Here is a 17,168-nt window from a genome sequence, read left to right on the forward strand (position 1 = left end):
AAGTGGCCACACTCTAGCACAGGGGTTGTTGCTCGCCGACCGCCGCCGTTCTCATTTTTCCGTCCAGAAGCGTGCGTTTGCGCGCACTCCGCGCATCGGCTGGCGGGCCCCGAGCAAGATGTGCATGGCACCCTCCTCCGCCGTGTCATGAACGCGTGTGCCGAGACTCGCAAAACGCGCCAGAACCTGCGGATGGGGATGGCCATAGGAGTTGTGCCGAGCCCGGGACACCAGCGCCGAATGCGGTTCGAGCGCACGCAGGAACGCCTCTCCGGACGAAGTGCGGCTGCCATGATGGCCAGCGAGTAGCCAGTCGGCATAAGGGCGCGGCTGAGCCTTTAGCCAAGCAGCCTCCCCGGCTACAGGCAGGTCGCCAGTCAGCAGCAGGCTTTCGCCAAGGGCCTCGACCCGCAGGACACAAGACAGCGCGTTGCTTTCATCGGCGCGCGGCCACTGCCAGGTGGAAAAGCGCACGCCGTCGATCAGCCATTCGTTCTCTTCGCAGGGCACTGCGCGCAAGCGCGCGGGCAAGCGCCCAGGCTCGCCGCTGATCACCTTGGCCACCGAAACACCCTTGCTGACGGCAATAGCGCCGCCGGCATGATCGTTGTCGGCGTGACTGAGCAGCATGACGTCCAGCTTGTCGATGCCCAGTCCCCGCAGGGTCGGCAATACCGCGACCTCCCCGAGGTCGAAATCGCCCCGCCGCGGTCCTGCGTCATAGAGCCAGGCCTGACTCTGCGTGCGGATCAGTACCGAGAGCCCCTGCCCCACGTCGAGCACCCGAACCTCGGCGTACCCGTGCTCTGGCGCCTTCGGCTGAGGCCAGAGCATCGGCAGCAACATTGCCAGCCCCAGCACTCTCGACGGCACCCCAGCTGGCGCCAGACATAACACGGCGCCCGCAGCGGCTATTGCAATGGCCCAGGCCGGCGGAAGCATCGGACTCCAGGCTGGAGACCATAGGGAAAGCTGTTCGAGCACACGCATCAACCCTTCGAGTACGGCACCGGCGCACCACAACAGCCAATCGCCCACCGGCGGCAGCACCAGGAACAGGCTGCCCAGCAAGGCCAGCGGCACCACTAGCAGTTCCACGCAAGGCACCGCCAGAAGGTTGGCCAGGGCGCCGGTGAAACTCAGCGGCAGCGCCAGCGCGATAAGCATCGGCGCCAGTCCCAGGCTCATCAGCCATTGCGCCCGCACCCAGGTCAGCCACCAGCGCCCACGACCCAGGCGGCCGGCGAAGCCGAAGATCAGCCAGGCCACGGCGGCGAACGACAGCCAGAAGCCCGGGGGATCGATCAGCAATACCAGCACCAGCGCCGCCAACACCGGCAGCCATACGCCCTGACGGCGAAAGCGCAGGCGCCAGAGCAACACCAGGCTGAGCATCACGCAGGCGCGCAAGGCCGGGACTTCGAGTCCGGCGACCCAACCATAACCCCAGGCTCCGGCCAAAGCTGCCGCGCAAGCGCACGGCATCCAAGGCAGTCGCGCAGGCCAGAACCCGATTCGCGCCAGGCCAGCGACCAGGCCATAGAGCAAGCCGCCAAGCAGTGAGATATGCGAGCCGGATATCACCATCAGATGCAGGGTTCCGGTGTTCTGCAGGACCTTCCAGTCCGCCGCGCCCAGCCCACTACCATCGCCTAGCACCAAGGCCACCAGGTACGCATTGCGGCCGCAGGCATCGGCCGTCAACAGGCGCGTCCGCCAAGCCTCGCGCCAGGCGTTGGGGCCAGTTGCCGGCTGTAGGCGCTCGCCGGCCTTGATGCTGCCGGTCGCGCCAATCCGATCGACGGTCAGCCAGGCTTCGTAGTCGAAGCCGAACCCGTTGGCCAGGCCATGGGAACGCTTCAGGGTCACGGCGAAGCGCCAGCGCTCGCCCGCCTGCACCGGTTGGCCTTCGTACCAGGAAAGGCGCAGGCGCGAAGGAAGCGGCAAGCGCGCACTGACCTCTTCCAGGTCGAAACGCAGGGTCGAGCCGCGGGTAGCTGGCAAGCCGACCACCCGTCCTTCCAACCACAAGGTGCGACCATCCAGTTCTGGCGCCAGGCGCTGATCCAGTGCCCAGTGCGCGTTGCAGCAGGCCCAGGCGAAGCCCAGCAGTACCAGGGCGATGGGATAACAGCGCGTATATAGAAGTGGCAGGGCGAGCAGCGCCATCAATAACAGCAGCCAGGTCGGCGGCAACTCGGGCAGCAGGCGCAGGAGCAACATGCCGACGGCAAGCGAGAACATCCCTGTACGCATGGACAGACTCCGCAGCAGCGATGACCACACGTAAAATGCGGTTACACGTGGTCATACTTGAGACGCAAAGGCTGTCATCTAGCTGGGCATAATGGGACGTTGTCCGTCTGCCAGAGATTTCCCCATGCCGCGCCGACTTTTCCAGCGCTACATGCCCGCCCCCGAGCTGATCAGGGGACAGAAGTGCCTACGCTTCCTGGGGCCGCTACTGCACTCGCCGAACCTCTGGCACCTGAATCGCCGCTCCGTTTCACGCGCCATGGGCATGGGGCTTTTCGCCGCCTTCGTGCCCATACCGTTGCAGATGGTGCTCGCCGCTACCCTGGCGATCTGGGTACGGGCCAACCTGCCGATCTCGGTGGGGCTGGTCTGGCTGACCAACCCAATCACCATGCCACCGGTGTTCTACTGCACCTACAAGATGGGCGCATGGATGATGGGCATTCCGGCACGCAGCCTGCCCGAGCACATCACCTGGGAATGGATCAGCGGCGAGCTGACGCTGCTGTGGCAGCCCTTCCTGCTCGGCTCGATACTCTGCGGACTGATTGTCGGCGCGCTTGGCTACCTGATCACCGAAGGCTACTGGCGCTGGTGGATCGGCCGCAGCTGGCGCCGCCGCCAGGCGCTGCGCAATCTGCGCGCCGGTCTCTGACCGCATAACGAAAAACCGCCCCGAAGGGCGGTTTTTTCATTCGTAGCGCAGCGCTTCCGCCGGCTGGGTGTTGGCCGCTCGCCAGGCCGGATAGAGCGTGGCGAGGAAGCTCATCAGCAGCGCCGCGCAACACACCAGCACCACGTCCGCCGCCTGCACGTCGGTGGGCAGGTAATTGATGAAGTAGACGTCGGAACTGAAGATGTGGGTCCCTGCCGCCTTCTCCAGCGCCGAGACGATCGCCGTGACGTTGAACGCGGCGATGACGCCAAGGGTGCCGCCGACAACGGTGCCGATCACGCCGATCACCGTGCCCTGCACCATGAAGATGGTCATGATTTCGCGCGGTGTCATGCCGAGCGTGCGCAGGATGGCGATATCGGTGCGCTTGTCGGCGACCACCATGATCAGCGTGGCGATGATGTTGAAGGCGGCCACCGCAACGATTAGCAGCAGCAGCAGGCCGATCATGGTCTTTTCCATCTTCATCGCGCCGAACAGGCTGCCCTGGGTGTGGGTCCAGTCCACGGAGCGATATCCCGAGCCCAGGTCACTCGCGATGCTCGCGCCGACGGCCGGGGCCTTGAACAGGTCCTTCAAGGCGATGCGCACGCTCTGCACCTGACCCGGCTGCCAACGCAGCAGCTGCGCCGCGTCATCGACGTGGATCAGCGCCAGGGTGCCATCCAGCTCGGCACCGACCTTGAACACGCCGACCACATTAAGGCGCTGCATACGCGGGGTGATGCCGCCCGGCGCGGAGCTCGACTCGGGAACGATCAACAGCAGGCTGTCACCGACGTTGACCCGGAAACGCCGCGCGGTGATCTCGCCGATCACCACCCCGGATTCACCGGCCTTGAGCGCTTCCAGGCTGCCTTGGGTCATGTGCGAGCCGATGATCGAGACCTTGGACTCTTGCTGCGGGTCGACGCCATCGATCTCGATCGGCTGCATCTGCCCCTTGAACGAGAGCATGCCGTCCAGCTCGGTATAGGGCACCGCACCTACAACCTCGCGGCGCTTCAGCGCAGCCGCCGCCACCGCCTGCCAGTTCTCCAGCGGCTTGCCGTCGACGTTCTGCAGCACCGCGTGCGGCACCATGCCGAGGATGCGCGAGCGCATTTCCTTCTGGAATCCGTTCATCACCGAGAGCACCACGATCATCGCCAGCACCCCGAGGGTCAGGCCGATCATCGAGGTCAGGGAGATGAAGGAGATGTAGTGATTGCGCTTCTTGGCCCGGGTGTAGCGGGTGCCGATGAAGATCGATAGGGGTCTGAACATGGTGTCAGGCGGCGACCAGGCGGCCGTCCTCGAGGCTCAGCACGCGGTCCATCTGCTGTGCCAGGTTGCGATCGTGGGTCACCACCAGGAAAGCCGTCTGCAGCGACTGCGAGAGTTCGAGCATCAGCTCCTGGATGGAATGCGCGGTGTGCTGGTCGAGGTTACCGGTAGGTTCGTCGAGCAGTACCAGCTGCGGACGGTTGACCAGGGCACGGGCGATGGCTACGCGCTGGCGCTCACCGCCAGAGAGCTCAGCCGGCTTGTGCTGCAGGCGGTGCTTCAGGCCGACGCGCTCGAGCAGTGCAGCAGCACGCTCGCGGGCCTCGGCGATCGGCGTGCGGCCGATCAGCAGCGGCATGCAGACGTTCTCCAGCGCGGTGAACTCCGGCAGCAGGTGGTGGAACTGGTAGACGAAGCCCAGCGCCCGGTTGCGCAGCAGGCCGCGCTGCTTCTCGTTGAGCGCGGACAACTCCTCGCCGGCCAGCCAGACGCTGCCCTGGCTGGGCGTGTCGAGGCCACCGAGCATGTTCAGCAGGGTGCTCTTGCCCGAGCCGGAACTACCGACGATGGCCACGCGCTCGCCGGGCAACAGCTCCAGCTGCACGTCGACCAGCACCTCGACCGACTGCGGGCCCTCGTCGTAGCTCTTGCGCAGGTTGCGGCAGCTCAGGACGGTTCTGTCACTCATAACGCAGGGCCTCCGCGGGCTGGGTGCGCGCGGCACGCCAGGCCGGATACAGGGTGGCGAAGAAACTCAGGATCAGCGCGGCGGTGCACACCAGGATCACGTCCTCGCGCATCAGCTGCGAGGGCAGGTAATCGATGAAGTAAACGTCCGAGCTGAGGAATTTGTGGCCGATCAGGCGCTCCAGCAGGGCGATGGCGTCGCTCACCTTGAGCGCCGCGAGCACGCCCAGCACGCCGCCGACCAGGGTACCGATCACGCCGATCACGCAGCCCTGGACCATGAAGATGCCCAGGATCTGTCCGGGCGTGGCGCCCAGAGTGCGGAGGATGGCGATGTCCGATTTCTTGTCGGTCACCACCATCACCAGGGTGGAAATGATGTTGAACGCGGCCACCGCGACTATCAGCAGCAGCAACAGGCCGATCATGGATTTCTCCATCTGGATCGCCTGGTAGAGGTTGCCGTGGGTGCGTGTCCAGTCGCGGGCGTAGAGGTCGTGGTCGCGGAAGGTCTGCGCGATTTCCCAGGCGGTCTGCGGCGCCTGGAACAGGTCGTCGAGCTTCAGGCGCAGGCCCTGGACCTGGCCTTCCTTGAAGCGCTGCATGCGCGCCGCATCCTCGATGTGCGCCAGGGCGACGTAGCCGTCGAGCTCGCCGGCGCCGACATGGAAGATGCCAGCCACGGTGAAGCGCTTCATGCGCGGGAAGATGCCGGCCGGGGTCACCGAGACCTCAGGCGCGACGAAGGTGACCTTGTCGCCGACCTTGACCCCGAGGTTCTTGGCCGCCTTGTCGCCGATGATGATGCCGAACTCGCCCGGCTGCAGGCTGGTCAGGCTGCCCTGCTGGAAGAACTGGCCGATGATCGAGACCTTGCCTTCCTCGGCCGGGTCGACGGCGTCGATCAGGATCTTCTGCACCACGCCGTTGCTGCTCAGCAGGCCCTGCATCTGGATGAAGGGCGCGACCTGCAGGACGTTCGCGTGTTGCGTCTTGATCTGCCCGGCCATGCCGCGCCAGTCGTCGATCGGCTGGTAGGACTCGACCGTGGCGTGCGGCACCATGCCCAGCACCCGCTCGCGCATCTCGCGGTCGAAGCCGTTCATCACCGACAGCACGACGATCATCACCATGACCCCGAGGGCCAGGCCGATCATGGAAGTGAGGGAGATGAAGGAGACGAAATGGCTGCGGCGTTTGGCGCGGGTGTAGCGCGTCCCGATATAGACGGAAAGTGGTCTGAACATGTGGGGCCGATGGTTGGGGAATTGGGCGTCTGCTCGTTGCAGGTGGTCTTTCCGGTGACCTTTGTGGCGAGGTACGGCGGGCGGCTTTACACTCAGACCATCTCTGCCGCCGTGGGTTCGCCATGTCCACTCCAGACGCGGATAACCGCCGCGAATACTACCGTATCGAAGACCACCTCGCACTGGAATTTCGCCCGCTGCCGAGCGATCCGGCGCAGGCGGAACAGGCGCTGCACGACGATTCCCCGCTGTTCAATCTGCTCGGCGACCTGCACCTGCTGGAGTTCGAAGGACAGCACCTGCTGCGCCAGATCGCCGAGCGCGACCGCGCCCTGGCCGGCTACCTGAAACTGGTCGACAAACGCATCGACCTGATCGCCGACGCCCTCTCCCAAAGCCTGCTCCGCGAGGTCGGGCCGGCGCAGCCGGTGGTGCTCTCCGAGGGCGGCATCGCCTTCCGCACGCCCGAGCCGCTGGAAGTCGGCCAGCTGCTGGCACTGCGCCTGGTGCTGCTGCCCCGCGCCCTCGGCCTGCAACTGCGCGCCAGGGTCCACCACTGCCACGCGCGGGGGCTGGGCGAGTACGAGATAGGTACGCTCTTCGAGGACCTGGAAGAGCCGCAGCGCCAGCTTCTGGCACGTCACATCCTGCAGAAGCAGGCCGCCGAGCGCCGCCTGGCGAAAGCCCGCGACGCCGAATGAACAAGGAACATCATCGCCCCATGCGTACCCTGCTCTTCCTGCTTACCCTGCTTGCGACCCCGCCGCTGCTGGCCGACAACCTGGAAATCCCCGTCGGTGCCCAGGGTGACAGCCACATCAGCCTGCCTACCCGCGGCGAAAGCCGGCGCACGGTGCTGGAGCGCTTCGGCCTGCCCGACGTCGAGCACCCCGCCATCGGCCAGCCGCCTATCACTCGCTGGGATTACCGCGAGTTCAGCGTCTACTTCGAATACGACCACGTGGTGGACGCCGTCCGCGCACACCATCCGCAGAATCCGATCACGCCCTCTTCCAAGGAGCCCCAGTGACTCTCATCTATGGCCATCGCGGCGCCAAAGGCGAAGCGCCGGAAAACACCCTGAACAGCTTCAAGCGCTGCCTCGAACATGGCGTCAAACGTTGCGAACTGGACCTGCATCTCTCGCGCGACGGCGAGCTGATGGTGATCCACGACCCGACCCTCAAGCGCACCACCGGCCGTGGCGGCAAGGTCTCCGAGCAGTTGGCGGAGGACCTGGTGACCTACGACGCGCGCCAGGGCGGCCCCGGCTGGCTGCGGCCCTGCCCGATCCCGCGGCTGGCCGAGCTGTTCGAGCATTGCGAGTTCGAGCACTGGCAGCTGGAGGTGAAAAGCGCCTCGCGTGATCGCGCCGCGCGCACCGTCCAGGCCATCGACCAGTTGGTGGAGCGCTTCGGCCTGCGCGACCGCGTCACCGTGACTTCGAGCTCACGCACTGTGTTGCGCGCGCTGCAGGAGCTTGCCCCGGACCTGTCTCGCGGACTGGTCGCCGAATACGCCTGGCTCGACCCGCTGAAGGTCGCGGCGAACTACGGCTGCGAGTTGCTGGCGCTGAACTGGATGCTGTGCACGCCCGAACGCCTGCTGAAGGCGCAGAAGCAGGGGCTGCATGTGTCGGTGTGGACGGTCAACGAGCCGGCGCTGATGCGCCGACTCGCCGACTTTGGTGTGGATAGCCTGATTACAGACTTTCCCGGTTTGGCCACTGCCACGCTCGGGAATCGCTGAGCGGGTCGCCCCCGGCCGGCTCAGGCCGCCGGTCGGGGTACTTCAGAAAAGCCGGTTCAGGCCGTCGAACGCCGCTACGCGGTAGGCTTCGGCCATGGTCGGATAGTTGAAGGTGGTGTTGACGAAATACTTCAGGGTGTTCAGCTCGCCCGGCTGGTTCATGATCGCCTGGCCGATATGCACGATCTCCGAAGCCTGGTCGCCGAAGCAGTGCACGCCGAGCACTTCCAGCGTCTCGCGATGGAAGAGGATCTTCAGCATCCCCACCGGCTCGTTGGAGATTTGCGCGCGGGCCATGCCCTTGAAGAAGGCCTTGCCCACTTCGTAAGGGATCTTCGCCGCGGTCAGCTCGTGCTCGTTCTTGCCGATAGAGCTGATTTCCGGAATGGTGTAGATGCCGGTCGGCACGTCGTTGACGAAGCGCCAGCTGTCATGCTCGACGATGTTGCCGGCAGCCGAACGGCCCTGGTCGTAGGCGGCGCTGGCCAGGCTCGGCCAGCCGATCACGTCGCCGGCGGCGTAGATGTTCGACACCGAGGTGCGATAGTTCTCGTCCACCTCGATCTGGCCGCGGCTGTTGACCTTGATGCCGATGTTCTCCAGGCCCAGGCGGTCGGTGTTGCCGGTACGGCCGTTGCACCACAGCAGGGCGTCGGCCTTGATCTTCTTGCCCGACTTCAGGTGCAGGATCACGCCGTTGTCCAGACCCTCGACGCGCTCGTATTCCTCGTTGTGGCGCACCAGCACGTTGTTGTTGCGCAGGTGGTAGCTCAGGGCGTCGGAGATTTCGTCGTCGAGGAAGCTCAGCAACTGGTCACGGGTGTCGATCAGGTCGACCAGCACGCCCAGGCCACTGAAGATCGAGGCGTACTCGCAGCCGATCACGCCGGCTCCGTAGATGATCAGGCGACGCGGGGTGTGGCTCAGCGAGAGGATGGTGTCGCTGTCGTAGACGCGCGGGTGATTGAAGTTGATGTCCGAGGGGCGATACGGACGCGAACCGGTGGCGATGACGAACTGGTCGGCGACCAGGCGCTCGACAGCGCCGCTGGGGGTGACCACCTCGACGGTGCGCTCATCGACGAAGCTGGCGGTGCCGTTGAACATGTCGATGCGGTTGCGCGCGTAGTAGCCGGTGCGCGAGGAGACCTGCTTGGAGATCACCTTCTCGGCGCTCTTGAGCACGTCGGGGAAGGAGAACCAGCGCGGCTCGCCGATCAGACGGAACATCGGGTTGGTGTTGAACTCGATGATCTGCTTTACCGAGTGGCGCAGTGCCTTGGACGGGATGGTGCCCAGGTGCGTGCAGTTGCCGCCGACCACGCGACGGCTGTCCACCACCGCCAGCTTGCGCCCGTACTTGGAGGCGTTCATCGCCGCCCCCTCGCCCGCCGGGCCCGTGCCGAGAATCACCACGTCGTAGTTGTAGACAGCCATGCGTACTCCTTCAGAACAGGCCGGGGCGCCCCTGTGGCGCTCCCGGCAAAGCCCCGGCGCGCCTGGCGCCGGGTACTAGCGAATCGTTGTTGGCAGCTTAGCCGCGCGACAAATTGCTGCACATTAGCGCTTGGTCGTGCGGTAGGCGAATTTTGCCATCACTACATTTCGTGCGGCTTTCAGCGCCTCTGCGCGTCCGGGAACAGCTCGGCGAAGCGCGGCGTCACGCGCGTCGAAAAGGCCTGTCCCTCGTGCATGACGAAATAGGCGGCCAACCCTTGCTGCTCGGCGTAGCGGAAGCCCTCGTCGGGACCTAGCACCATGAGCAGGGTCGACAAGCCGTCGGCATGCAGCGTCGAGCGGTCGACTACGGTCACCGCGGCCAGTTTGTGCCGCACGGGCGTGCCGGTGCGGGCATCGAAGGTGTGCGAATAGCGCTGCCCACCTTCCTCGAAATAGTTGCGGTAATCGCCCGAGGTTGAGACGCCGTAGCCGTCCACATCCAGCGAGCGCTCGACGGTACGTTCGCGTTCGCCGCTGGGCACCTCCAGGGCGACCCTCCAGGGCGAACCGTCAGCCTTGTGCCCGACCGCCTTGAGCTCGCCGGTGATCTCCACGAGGTAGTCCTTCAGGCCCAATTCGCCCAGGCGCTGGCTGACGCGGTCCACCGCGTAGCCGGCGACGATACTGTCGAAATCGAGCTGCGCCGCGACGTCCTTGCATACCAGGCTGCCGTCCACCCGCACATGCCGGTAGCCAACGCGCGCACGCTCACGGATCAGGTCCGTCTCGGCCGGCACGCGCTCTTCACGCGACTGCGGGCCGAAGCCCCAGAGGTTCATCAGCGGCTCGACGGTCAGGTCGAAGGCGCCATCGCTGGCGGAGGAAAGCTCATCGCCGTACTGCAGGAGTGCGATCAGGTCGGCCGGCATCGCCTGGCAGGCGCCGGCCGGCAGGTCGTTGAAGCGGGAGACTTCGGAATCGTCGCGGTAGGTGGAGAACTGCCGGTCGAGCTCGCCGAGGATGGTTTCGACTTCGGCCTGCAGGCGCTGCGGAGAGGGGCTTTTCGCGGTGGGCAGGTACTGCACCGAATAACTGCTACCCATGGTCGGCCCGCCGAAACGCTCGACGCGCTCACCGCAGCCGGCCAAAGCCAACAGCGCCATGCACAGCCAGATACCCCGCAACGCACACCTCCGCTCCCCTGCCCCGGTTCGGGCGCCGCACATTCTACCCGAAGCGCGGCGACTTACTGTTGCCCAGGCGGTAAAGGTTCGTTGCTCATTGCACCTCGCTGGCAGCGCTCACCGGCGCCCCGCCGCCCAGTGCCTTGTACAGCGCGACCAGGTCCAGGCGCAGTTGGCTTTCGCTGTCGACCCAATCGCGGCGGGCCTGCAGGTAATTGCGCTGGGCATCCAGCTCGACGAGGAAATCGGTGAGGCCCCCTGCATAGCGCGCCTTGGCCATGTCGTAGGCCTGCCCGGCGCTGCCCAATCGCGCCTGCAGCTGGGCATTGCGCTGGCGTTCGGCGCCGTAGCCGCTGAGGGCGTCGTCGACTTCCTGCCAGGCCTTGAGCACGGTCTGCTGGTAATTCACCGCCGCCTGCTGCTGTTCCAGCTTGCGCAGGGTGACCTGGGAGCGCCGCCGGCCATTGTCGAAGATCGGCAGGCTCAGGCTCGGCCCCACCGCCCACTGGCGACTGCCCCAATCGGAAACCTTGCCGCTCTCGAAGGACGAATAGCCAAAGCTGGCACCCAGGCGAATGCTCGGGTAGAGCTCGGCAACAGCGACGCCAACGCTGGCTGTGGCTGCATGCAGTTGCGCTTCGGCGGCGCGAATGTCCGGGCGCCGCCGCGCTACTTCGGAAGGCAGCCCTGGGCTGAGATCGGGCAAGGCGGAAGGCTTGACCGAAGGCGCCGCCAATTGTGCCGACAACTCGCCCGGCTGCGCGCCGACCAGCACGCCGAGCTGGTTGATCGCCTGGGTCTGCGCCGCCAGCAGCGACGGCAGGCGCGAGCGCAAGTCCTCCAACTGGCTGCGCTGGCGCACCAGGTCGAAGTCATCGACCAACCCGCCATCTGCACGCGCCTGCACCAGTTCCAGCGACTCCTCGGTGGCGCGCAGGTCGTCGCGGGTCACGGCGATCTGCTGTTGCACGCGGCGCAGCTCGAAGTAGCCACGCGCCACTTCGCTGGCGACCAGCAGGCGTGCCTGTTCGAGCAAGGCGCGCTGCTGCTCGACTTGTGCATCGGCGGCCTCGATCGACCGCCGTACACGGCCCCAGAAGTCGATCTCCCAGGAAGCGTCGAAGCCGGCTTCGTAGAGGGTGAAAGGCTCGGCCAGGGTCTTCACCAACTCGTCGCTGTTCACCGGGGCGATGCTGGAGATCATCCGCGCGCTGGCACCGCGCTCGCTCTGCCGCTGGCGCTGGATGTCGCCTTTGGCATCGACGTTCGGCCCGCGCTGGGCGGCGACCATCTGCCGCTGCATGCGCGCCTGGGCGAAGCGCAGGGCGGCACTCTGCAGGTCCGGGCTGGCTTTGCTGGCGCGCTGCTGCAGGGCATCGAGCGTCGGGTCAGCGAACTGCGTCCACCATTGCGCCGGCAGCGCCTGGCCACCCTGGCCCGCCGGCAGCAGCGCGGGGTCGCCGGCATGCGCGGCGCTCCAGCTCGCCGGAACCTGCGGCTGGGGCGCCCGGTAATCCGGGCCCACTGCGCTGCAGGCGCCCAGCGTCAGCAACAGCGGCCAGAACAGGTGGGAAGTACGGGGCGATGACATGGCGGCCTCTCCGTTCAGGCGAGTCGATTGCGAAACAGCCACGCCGACAGCGGCAGCGTCACGACCGCCATTGCCAGCATCGGCCAGAGATCGTGGGCCACGTCGAAGAGGCCGACGCCTTCGAGATAGATGCGCTGGATCAGGTCGATGGCGAAGCGCAGCGGGTTCAGGTAGGTCGCCATCTGCAGCGCCTCGGGCATGTTGCGCACCGGCGTCGAGAGCCCCGAGAGCAGCATGATCGGCATGATCAGCACGAAGGTGTAGAGCATGGCCTGCTGCATGTTCAACGACACCGCCGAGATCGACAGGCCCAGCCCGACGCAGGACACCATGAACACCAGCAGCCCGCCGTAGAGGTCGAGCAGCGAGCCGGCCAGCGGAATGCGGAACCAGAACAGCGCCAGCAGCAGTACCAGCGTTGCCTGCACCAGCCCGATGAGGATCGGCGGCAGGGCCTTGCCGAGCATGATTTCCAGTGGCGCATAGGGCGTCACCAGGAGCTGGTCGAAAGTGCCCTGCTCGCGCTCCCGGGCTACCGAAAGCGCCGACAGCATCAGCGTCTGCAGCATGCTCAGCGAGGCGATCAGCGCCGGGATCAGCGGCCAGCGTGTCTCCAGGTTGGGGTTGTGCCAGGCACGGGTCACCACGCTCAGCGGCGCCGCGACCAGCCCCCGCTCGCGGTTGAAGTCCGCGACCACATTGGCCACCCCGGCGGCCGCGGCACTTGCGGTGGTGGAGTTGCGCCCATCGAGGATCAGTTGCAGCGGCGCCGGTTCGCCGCGGGTCAGGCGGGTCTGGAAGTCGGCGGGGATCTGCACCACCAGCAGTGCCTTCTGCGTGTCGATGACGCCGGAGATATCGCCCGGTGCGCGCAAGGTCGCCACGCGGTGGAAGATGCCGCTGCCGTCGAGGCGCGAGGCCAGTTGCTCGGACATTTCGCTGTGGCTCTGGTCGAGCAATGCGTACGGGGCATCGTTGAGGTCGAACGTCACTGCATAGCCGAACAGCAGCCCCTGCACCAGCACCGGCGAAACCAGCACGATGCGGTTGGCCGGGTCCTTGAGAATCACCAGCAGTTCCTTGCGCCAGAGGTTGGCCAGGCGCCGGAAGAACTCGATCAGCGCAGCCATGGCTCAGCCCAGCCTCTTTTGCGTGGCCAGTCGCGCCAGGCCCAGCAACAGCGCGGCGTAGCCGGCGAGCACGGCGCAATCGCGAAGGATCAGCGGCCAGAAATCGCCGGCGAGGAACAGCGACTTCACCAGTTCCATGAAGTAGGTCGCCGGCAGCAGCTGGCCGACCACACGGATCGCCAGCGGCACGTTGCGCAGGTCGAAGATGAAGCCGGACAGCATCAGTGCCGGCAGGAAGCTGGCGATCAGGGCGATCTGGCTGGCAATGAACTGGTTCTTGGTCGCCGAGGAAATGAGCAGGCCGATACCCAGGGCGACGAACAGGTAGAGCATGCTGCTGAACAGCAGCACCAGCAGCGAGCCGTACATCGGCACATGGAACAGGAAGCGTGCTGCCAGCAGGCACATGGCGAGGCCCAGCAGGCCGACCATGAAGCAGGGGATCATCTTCGCCAGCAGGATCTCCACCGGCCGCACCGGGGTGACGAACAACGCCTCCAGGGTGCCGCGCTCCCATTCGCGTGCCATCACCAGCGCGGTGAGGAAGGCACCGACCAGCGTCATGATCAGCACGATCAGCCCCGGCACCAGGTACCAGGTGCTGGTGTTGGCGGCGTTGAACCACATGCGCTGTTCGATGCGCACGCCGCCCTGGACCTGCCCGGCATTGCGCGCGGCCTGCTTCTCGCCCCATAGCGCCAGGGCCTGGTTGAGGTAGTTGCTCACGCCCGAGGCGCGGGTGGCGTCAGCGCCCTGCACCAACACGAGAATCTGCGCGTCGCCGTCCTGCAGGCGCCGGCTGAAGTCGGACGGCAGGTAGACCAGGGCATCGGCTTCACGGCTGAGCATCAGGCGCCGCCCTTCCTCGAAGGAGCCTACGCGTAGCGGGCGCAGGTATTCGGAGCGGCTGATGCTGGCCAGCAGATCGCGAGCCATGGGCGCCGGATCATCCTGTACGACAGCCACCAGGCTGCGCTTCACGTCCAGCGACAGGCCGTAGCCGAAGATGAGGATCAGCACGATCGGCAAGCCGATGCCGATCAGCAGGTTGCTGCGGTCGCGCAGCATCTGGCGAAATTCCTTGCGCGTGAGCGACACCAGGCGCCGCCAGAAACCCCGTCGCAGCCATACGCCGCTCATGCCTGAACCTCCCGCGCCTGCTCGACGATGGCGATGAATGCCTGCTCCATGTTCAGCGCGCTGCCCTTGCCGCCGGCCTGTTCGCGAACCTGCTGCGGCGTGCCCATGGCGAGGATGCGTCCGGCGTCCTGGATGACGATGCGGTCGCAGTACTCGGCCTCTTCCATGAAATGGGTGGTGATGATGATGGTGGTGCCACCGGCCGCCAGCGCCGTGATGCGCTGCCAAAAGCCGCGCCGGGCCAGAGGATCGGCGCCGCTGGTGGGCTCGTCGAGAAAGAGGATTTCCGGTTCGTGGAGCAGGCCGACCGCCATCGCCAGACGCTGCCGGTAACCGCCGGGCAGTTGGCCGCTGGGCTCGCCCTCGTGGCCGGACAGGTCGAACTGCCGCGACACCTCTTCCATGCGCCGCCCCAACTGTTTGCCGGACAGCCCGTAAGCGCCGCCGAAGAACTGCAGGTTCTCGCGCACCGAGAGGTTGCCGTACAGCGAGAACTTCTGCGACACGTAGCCGATGCGCCGGCGTGCCTGGGCGCGGGCATGGCGCAAGTTGACCCCGGCCACCTGCAGGCTGCCGGAGGACGCCGGCAACAGGCCGCAGAGCATGCGGAAGGTAGTGGTCTTGCCGGCGCCGTTGGGGCCGAGCAGACCGAAGATTTCACCACGGGCCACGCTGAAGCTGGTGCGGTCGACTGCAGTGAAGTCGCCGAACTTGCGCACCAGATCCTTCACCTCGATCACCGCGTCGCCATTACCTGAAGCGCCGACCGGCGCGGCGACCCGGAGCGATTCGGTGTCCACCTTCTCGGCGCCGCTCTTGGCCCGCAGCAGGACCATGAAGCCGTCTTCCAGGCGCGCCTCTACTTCGCGTACCGGTGCACCTTCCAGGAGCGATTCCAGGCGCTGCTCGTCGGCTTCGCGCTGGCGGATGAAACGCACCTCGCCGCCCTGGGGCACGGCATCGATGACGTTGTGCGGCTCATCCAGCAAACGCGCCTGCAGGGTGCGCGCGGGCTGTCCCGCCGGCGGCACGGCAATGCGGCAGAGGCCCTCGGCATGGCGGCGGATTTCCTCGGGCACGCCCTGGGCGAGCAACTGGCCCTGGTGCAGCAGGTAGACCTCGCTGCAGCGTTCGGCTTCGTCCATGTAGGAAGTGGTCAGCAGCACGCTGAGGCGCTCTTCTTCCACTAACTGCTGGACGATCTCCCAGAGCTCGCGGCGCGACAGCGGATCGACACCCACCGTCGGTTCGTCGAGCAGCAGCAGCCGCGGCGAGCGCACCAGGGTGCAGGCCAGGCCGAGCTTCTGCTTCATTCCGCCGGACAGCTTGCCCGCCGGCCTTGCGGTGAAGCGGCCGAGGTCGGTCATCTCCAGCAGGCGAGCGAAACGCCGGCTGCGCTCCTCCGCGCCGACGCCATGCAGGTCGGCGTAGAGGTCGAGGTTCTCCTGCACGCTCAGGTCTTCATACAGGCCGAAGCGCTGCGGCATGTAGCTGATGAGGTCCTGCACCTTCTGCGGCTGCGCGGCGACGTCCACATCAAGCACCCGCAACTGCCCGGCGTCGGCTTTCAGCAGGCCGGCGACCAGGCGCAGGAAGGTGGTCTTGCCGGCGCCATCGGGGCCGACCAACGCGGTGAGCGCACCTTCGCGCACGCGCAGATCGAGGCCATGCAGGGCCCGCACGACCTGCCCGGATTCCTTGATCAGGAATTGCCTTGCGACGCCCTGGGCATCTATCACCAGGCCCTTGTCCATCAGTGCGCCTGCCCGTCCCGGGCGATGCGCACCGTGGCCGGCATGCCCAGGCGCAGGCGATTGCCCTTGTCCTCGACCAGCACGCGCACTTCGTAGACCAGCGCGGTGCGCAGCTCCTCGGTCTGCACCGCCTTGGGCGTGAACTCGGCGACGTCGGAGATGTAGCCGACATGCCCCTCGACAGGCTGCTGCGGGTGACTATCGGTGACTACGCTGGCGTTCTGGCCGGGCTTGATCAGCCCGAGCTGGGTCTCGTTGACGTAGACCCGCACCCATTTCGGATCGGTAATGGCCAGCGCATAGACCGCGCGCTGCGGCGAGGCCATGTCGCCCGGCTCGAGCAGGCGCGAGCGCACCACGGCGTTCTGCGGCGCACGCAATTCGGTTTCATCGAGGTTGTGCTGCAGCAGCGCCAGTTGCGCGCGAGCCACTTGCAGCTGTGCGTCGGCCTGGGCGATGTCTTCCGCGCGTGGGCCGATCTTCGCCAGGCGCAGGGCCTTCTGGCGGTCGTCCAGTTGCGCCTGGTCGACCTTCAGCTGGGCGTTGGCGTTGTCCAGGTCCTGCTGGCTGATCGCCCGGCCACCGGGGCTGTTGGCGCGGATACCCTGCAGACGGCGCAGCTGGATATTCGCCAGGTCGAGCTGGGCCTTGGCCGCGTCCACCTGGGCCTTGGCGCGGTCGATGTCTTCCGGGCGGCTGCCGTTACGCAAGCGCAGCAGCGCCTGTTCCTGCACGCCGATCTGGGCCCTGGCCTGGTCGATCTGCAGCTTCAGCGCGCGGCTGTCGAGGGTCGCCAGGATTTGCCCGGCCTTGACGCTGTCGCCCTCCTCCACGCGCATCTCGGCGATCCGCTCGCTACCGGTGAATGCCAGCGACACCTGGCGAATATCGACGTTGCCATACAGCACCAGGTCGCTGCCCTGGTCCATCGTCGAGCGGTGGTAGTACCAGGCGCCCAGGCCGATCAGGAGCAGCAACGAAGGGATGACGACGAGCTTCTTGGGCATGGTGGTGACTCGCGGATCGGGGCGACATCCGGGAAGCATAG

The 17,168-nt window shown here is 66.3% G+C and carries 15 protein-coding genes; 4 read left to right on the forward strand and 11 right to left on the reverse strand.

Annotation, left to right across the window (positions count from 1 at the left end):
- Positions 1-51 precede the first annotated feature (51 nt).
- A complete protein-coding gene (locus PKB_RS18525; RefSeq protein WP_242411179.1) occupies positions 52-2,256 on the reverse strand; it encodes a DNA internalization-related competence protein ComEC/Rec2 in 2,205 nt (734 codons plus the stop codon).
- Between the two features lie 124 nt (positions 2,257-2,380).
- Here PKB_RS18525 and PKB_RS18530 point away from each other — a divergent pair, with 124 nt between their 5' ends.
- Positions 2,381-2,911, forward strand: a complete 531-nt coding sequence (locus PKB_RS18530; RefSeq protein ID WP_043253459.1) for a DUF2062 domain-containing protein — start codon at positions 2,381-2,383, stop codon at positions 2,909-2,911.
- A 36-nt stretch (positions 2,912-2,947) separates the two neighbouring features.
- On the opposite strand, the gene PKB_RS18535 is transcribed toward PKB_RS18530, so the two are convergent.
- Genes PKB_RS18535 through PKB_RS18545 form a run of 3 tightly spaced genes read right to left on the reverse strand, consistent with a single transcriptional unit; the run spans position 2,948 to position 6,132 of the window.
- Entirely contained in the window at positions 2,948-4,198 is a 1,251-nt protein-coding gene (locus PKB_RS18535) for a lipoprotein-releasing ABC transporter permease subunit (RefSeq protein ID WP_043253460.1), read from the reverse strand.
- Positions 4,199-4,202: 4 nt separating this feature from the next.
- A complete protein-coding gene (lolD, locus tag PKB_RS18540; RefSeq protein WP_043253461.1) occupies positions 4,203-4,886 on the reverse strand; it encodes a lipoprotein-releasing ABC transporter ATP-binding protein LolD in 684 nt (227 codons plus the stop codon).
- Positions 4,879-6,132: a lipoprotein-releasing ABC transporter permease subunit gene (locus tag PKB_RS18545; RefSeq protein WP_043253462.1), complete on the reverse strand. Its 1,254-nt coding sequence runs from the start codon at positions 6,130-6,132 to the stop codon at positions 4,879-4,881. Before PKB_RS18545 ends, lolD begins: the two co-directional genes overlap by 8 nt.
- Before the next feature lie 122 nt (positions 6,133-6,254).
- On the opposite strand from PKB_RS18545, the gene PKB_RS18550 reads away from it, so the two are divergent.
- The 3 genes from PKB_RS18550 to PKB_RS18560 are packed head-to-tail and all read left to right on the forward strand — an operon-like array spanning position 6,255 to position 7,881.
- Positions 6,255-6,833, forward strand: coding sequence for a PilZ domain-containing protein (locus tag PKB_RS18550; protein WP_043253463.1), 579 nt, complete (start codon positions 6,255-6,257; stop codon positions 6,831-6,833).
- A gap of 20 nt (positions 6,834-6,853) precedes the next feature.
- Positions 6,854-7,162: a hypothetical protein gene (locus PKB_RS18555; RefSeq protein WP_043253464.1), complete on the forward strand. Its 309-nt coding sequence runs from the start codon at positions 6,854-6,856 to the stop codon at positions 7,160-7,162.
- A complete protein-coding gene (locus PKB_RS18560; protein WP_043253465.1) occupies positions 7,159-7,881 on the forward strand; it encodes a glycerophosphodiester phosphodiesterase in 723 nt (240 codons plus the stop codon). The genes PKB_RS18555 and PKB_RS18560 overlap by 4 nt, the downstream gene beginning before the upstream one ends.
- A 42-nt stretch (positions 7,882-7,923) precedes the next feature.
- Here the strand turns inward: PKB_RS18560 and sthA are convergent, their stop codons facing one another.
- The 7 genes from sthA to PKB_RS18595 form a co-directional block, all read right to left on the reverse strand.
- Positions 7,924-9,318, reverse strand: coding sequence for a Si-specific NAD(P)(+) transhydrogenase (gene sthA / locus PKB_RS18565; RefSeq protein WP_043253466.1), 1,395 nt, complete (start codon positions 9,316-9,318; stop codon positions 7,924-7,926).
- Between the two features lie 179 nt (positions 9,319-9,497).
- Positions 9,498-10,547, reverse strand: coding sequence for an FAD:protein FMN transferase (locus PKB_RS18570; protein WP_084166673.1), 1,050 nt, complete (start codon positions 10,545-10,547; stop codon positions 9,498-9,500).
- Positions 10,548-10,599: 52 nt separating this feature from the next.
- Positions 10,600-12,096, reverse strand: coding sequence for an efflux transporter outer membrane subunit (locus tag PKB_RS18575; protein WP_043253468.1), 1,497 nt, complete (start codon positions 12,094-12,096; stop codon positions 10,600-10,602).
- 14 nt (positions 12,097-12,110) lie between these two features.
- Positions 12,111-13,226 (reverse strand): ABC transporter permease, encoded by a 1,116-nt coding sequence (locus PKB_RS18580; protein WP_043253469.1) that lies wholly within the window; start codon positions 13,224-13,226, stop codon positions 12,111-12,113.
- A gap of 3 nt (positions 13,227-13,229) precedes the next feature.
- Positions 13,230-14,366, reverse strand: a complete 1,137-nt coding sequence (locus tag PKB_RS18585; protein WP_043253470.1) for an ABC transporter permease — start codon at positions 14,364-14,366, stop codon at positions 13,230-13,232.
- Complete coding sequence (locus tag PKB_RS18590) at positions 14,363-16,120, reverse strand: ATP-binding cassette domain-containing protein (RefSeq protein ID WP_043253471.1); 1,758 nt, start codon at positions 16,118-16,120, stop codon at positions 14,363-14,365. The genes PKB_RS18585 and PKB_RS18590 overlap by 4 nt, the downstream gene beginning before the upstream one ends.
- A complete protein-coding gene (locus PKB_RS18595) occupies positions 16,120-17,127 on the reverse strand; it encodes an HlyD family secretion protein (RefSeq protein WP_043253472.1) in 1,008 nt (335 codons plus the stop codon). The genes PKB_RS18590 and PKB_RS18595 overlap by 1 nt, the downstream gene beginning before the upstream one ends.
- Positions 17,128-17,168 lie beyond the last annotated feature (41 nt).

The sequence above is a fragment of the Pseudomonas knackmussii B13 genome (genome assembly GCF_000689415.1).
Taxonomy (GTDB): domain Bacteria; phylum Pseudomonadota; class Gammaproteobacteria; order Pseudomonadales; family Pseudomonadaceae; genus Pseudomonas; species Pseudomonas knackmussii.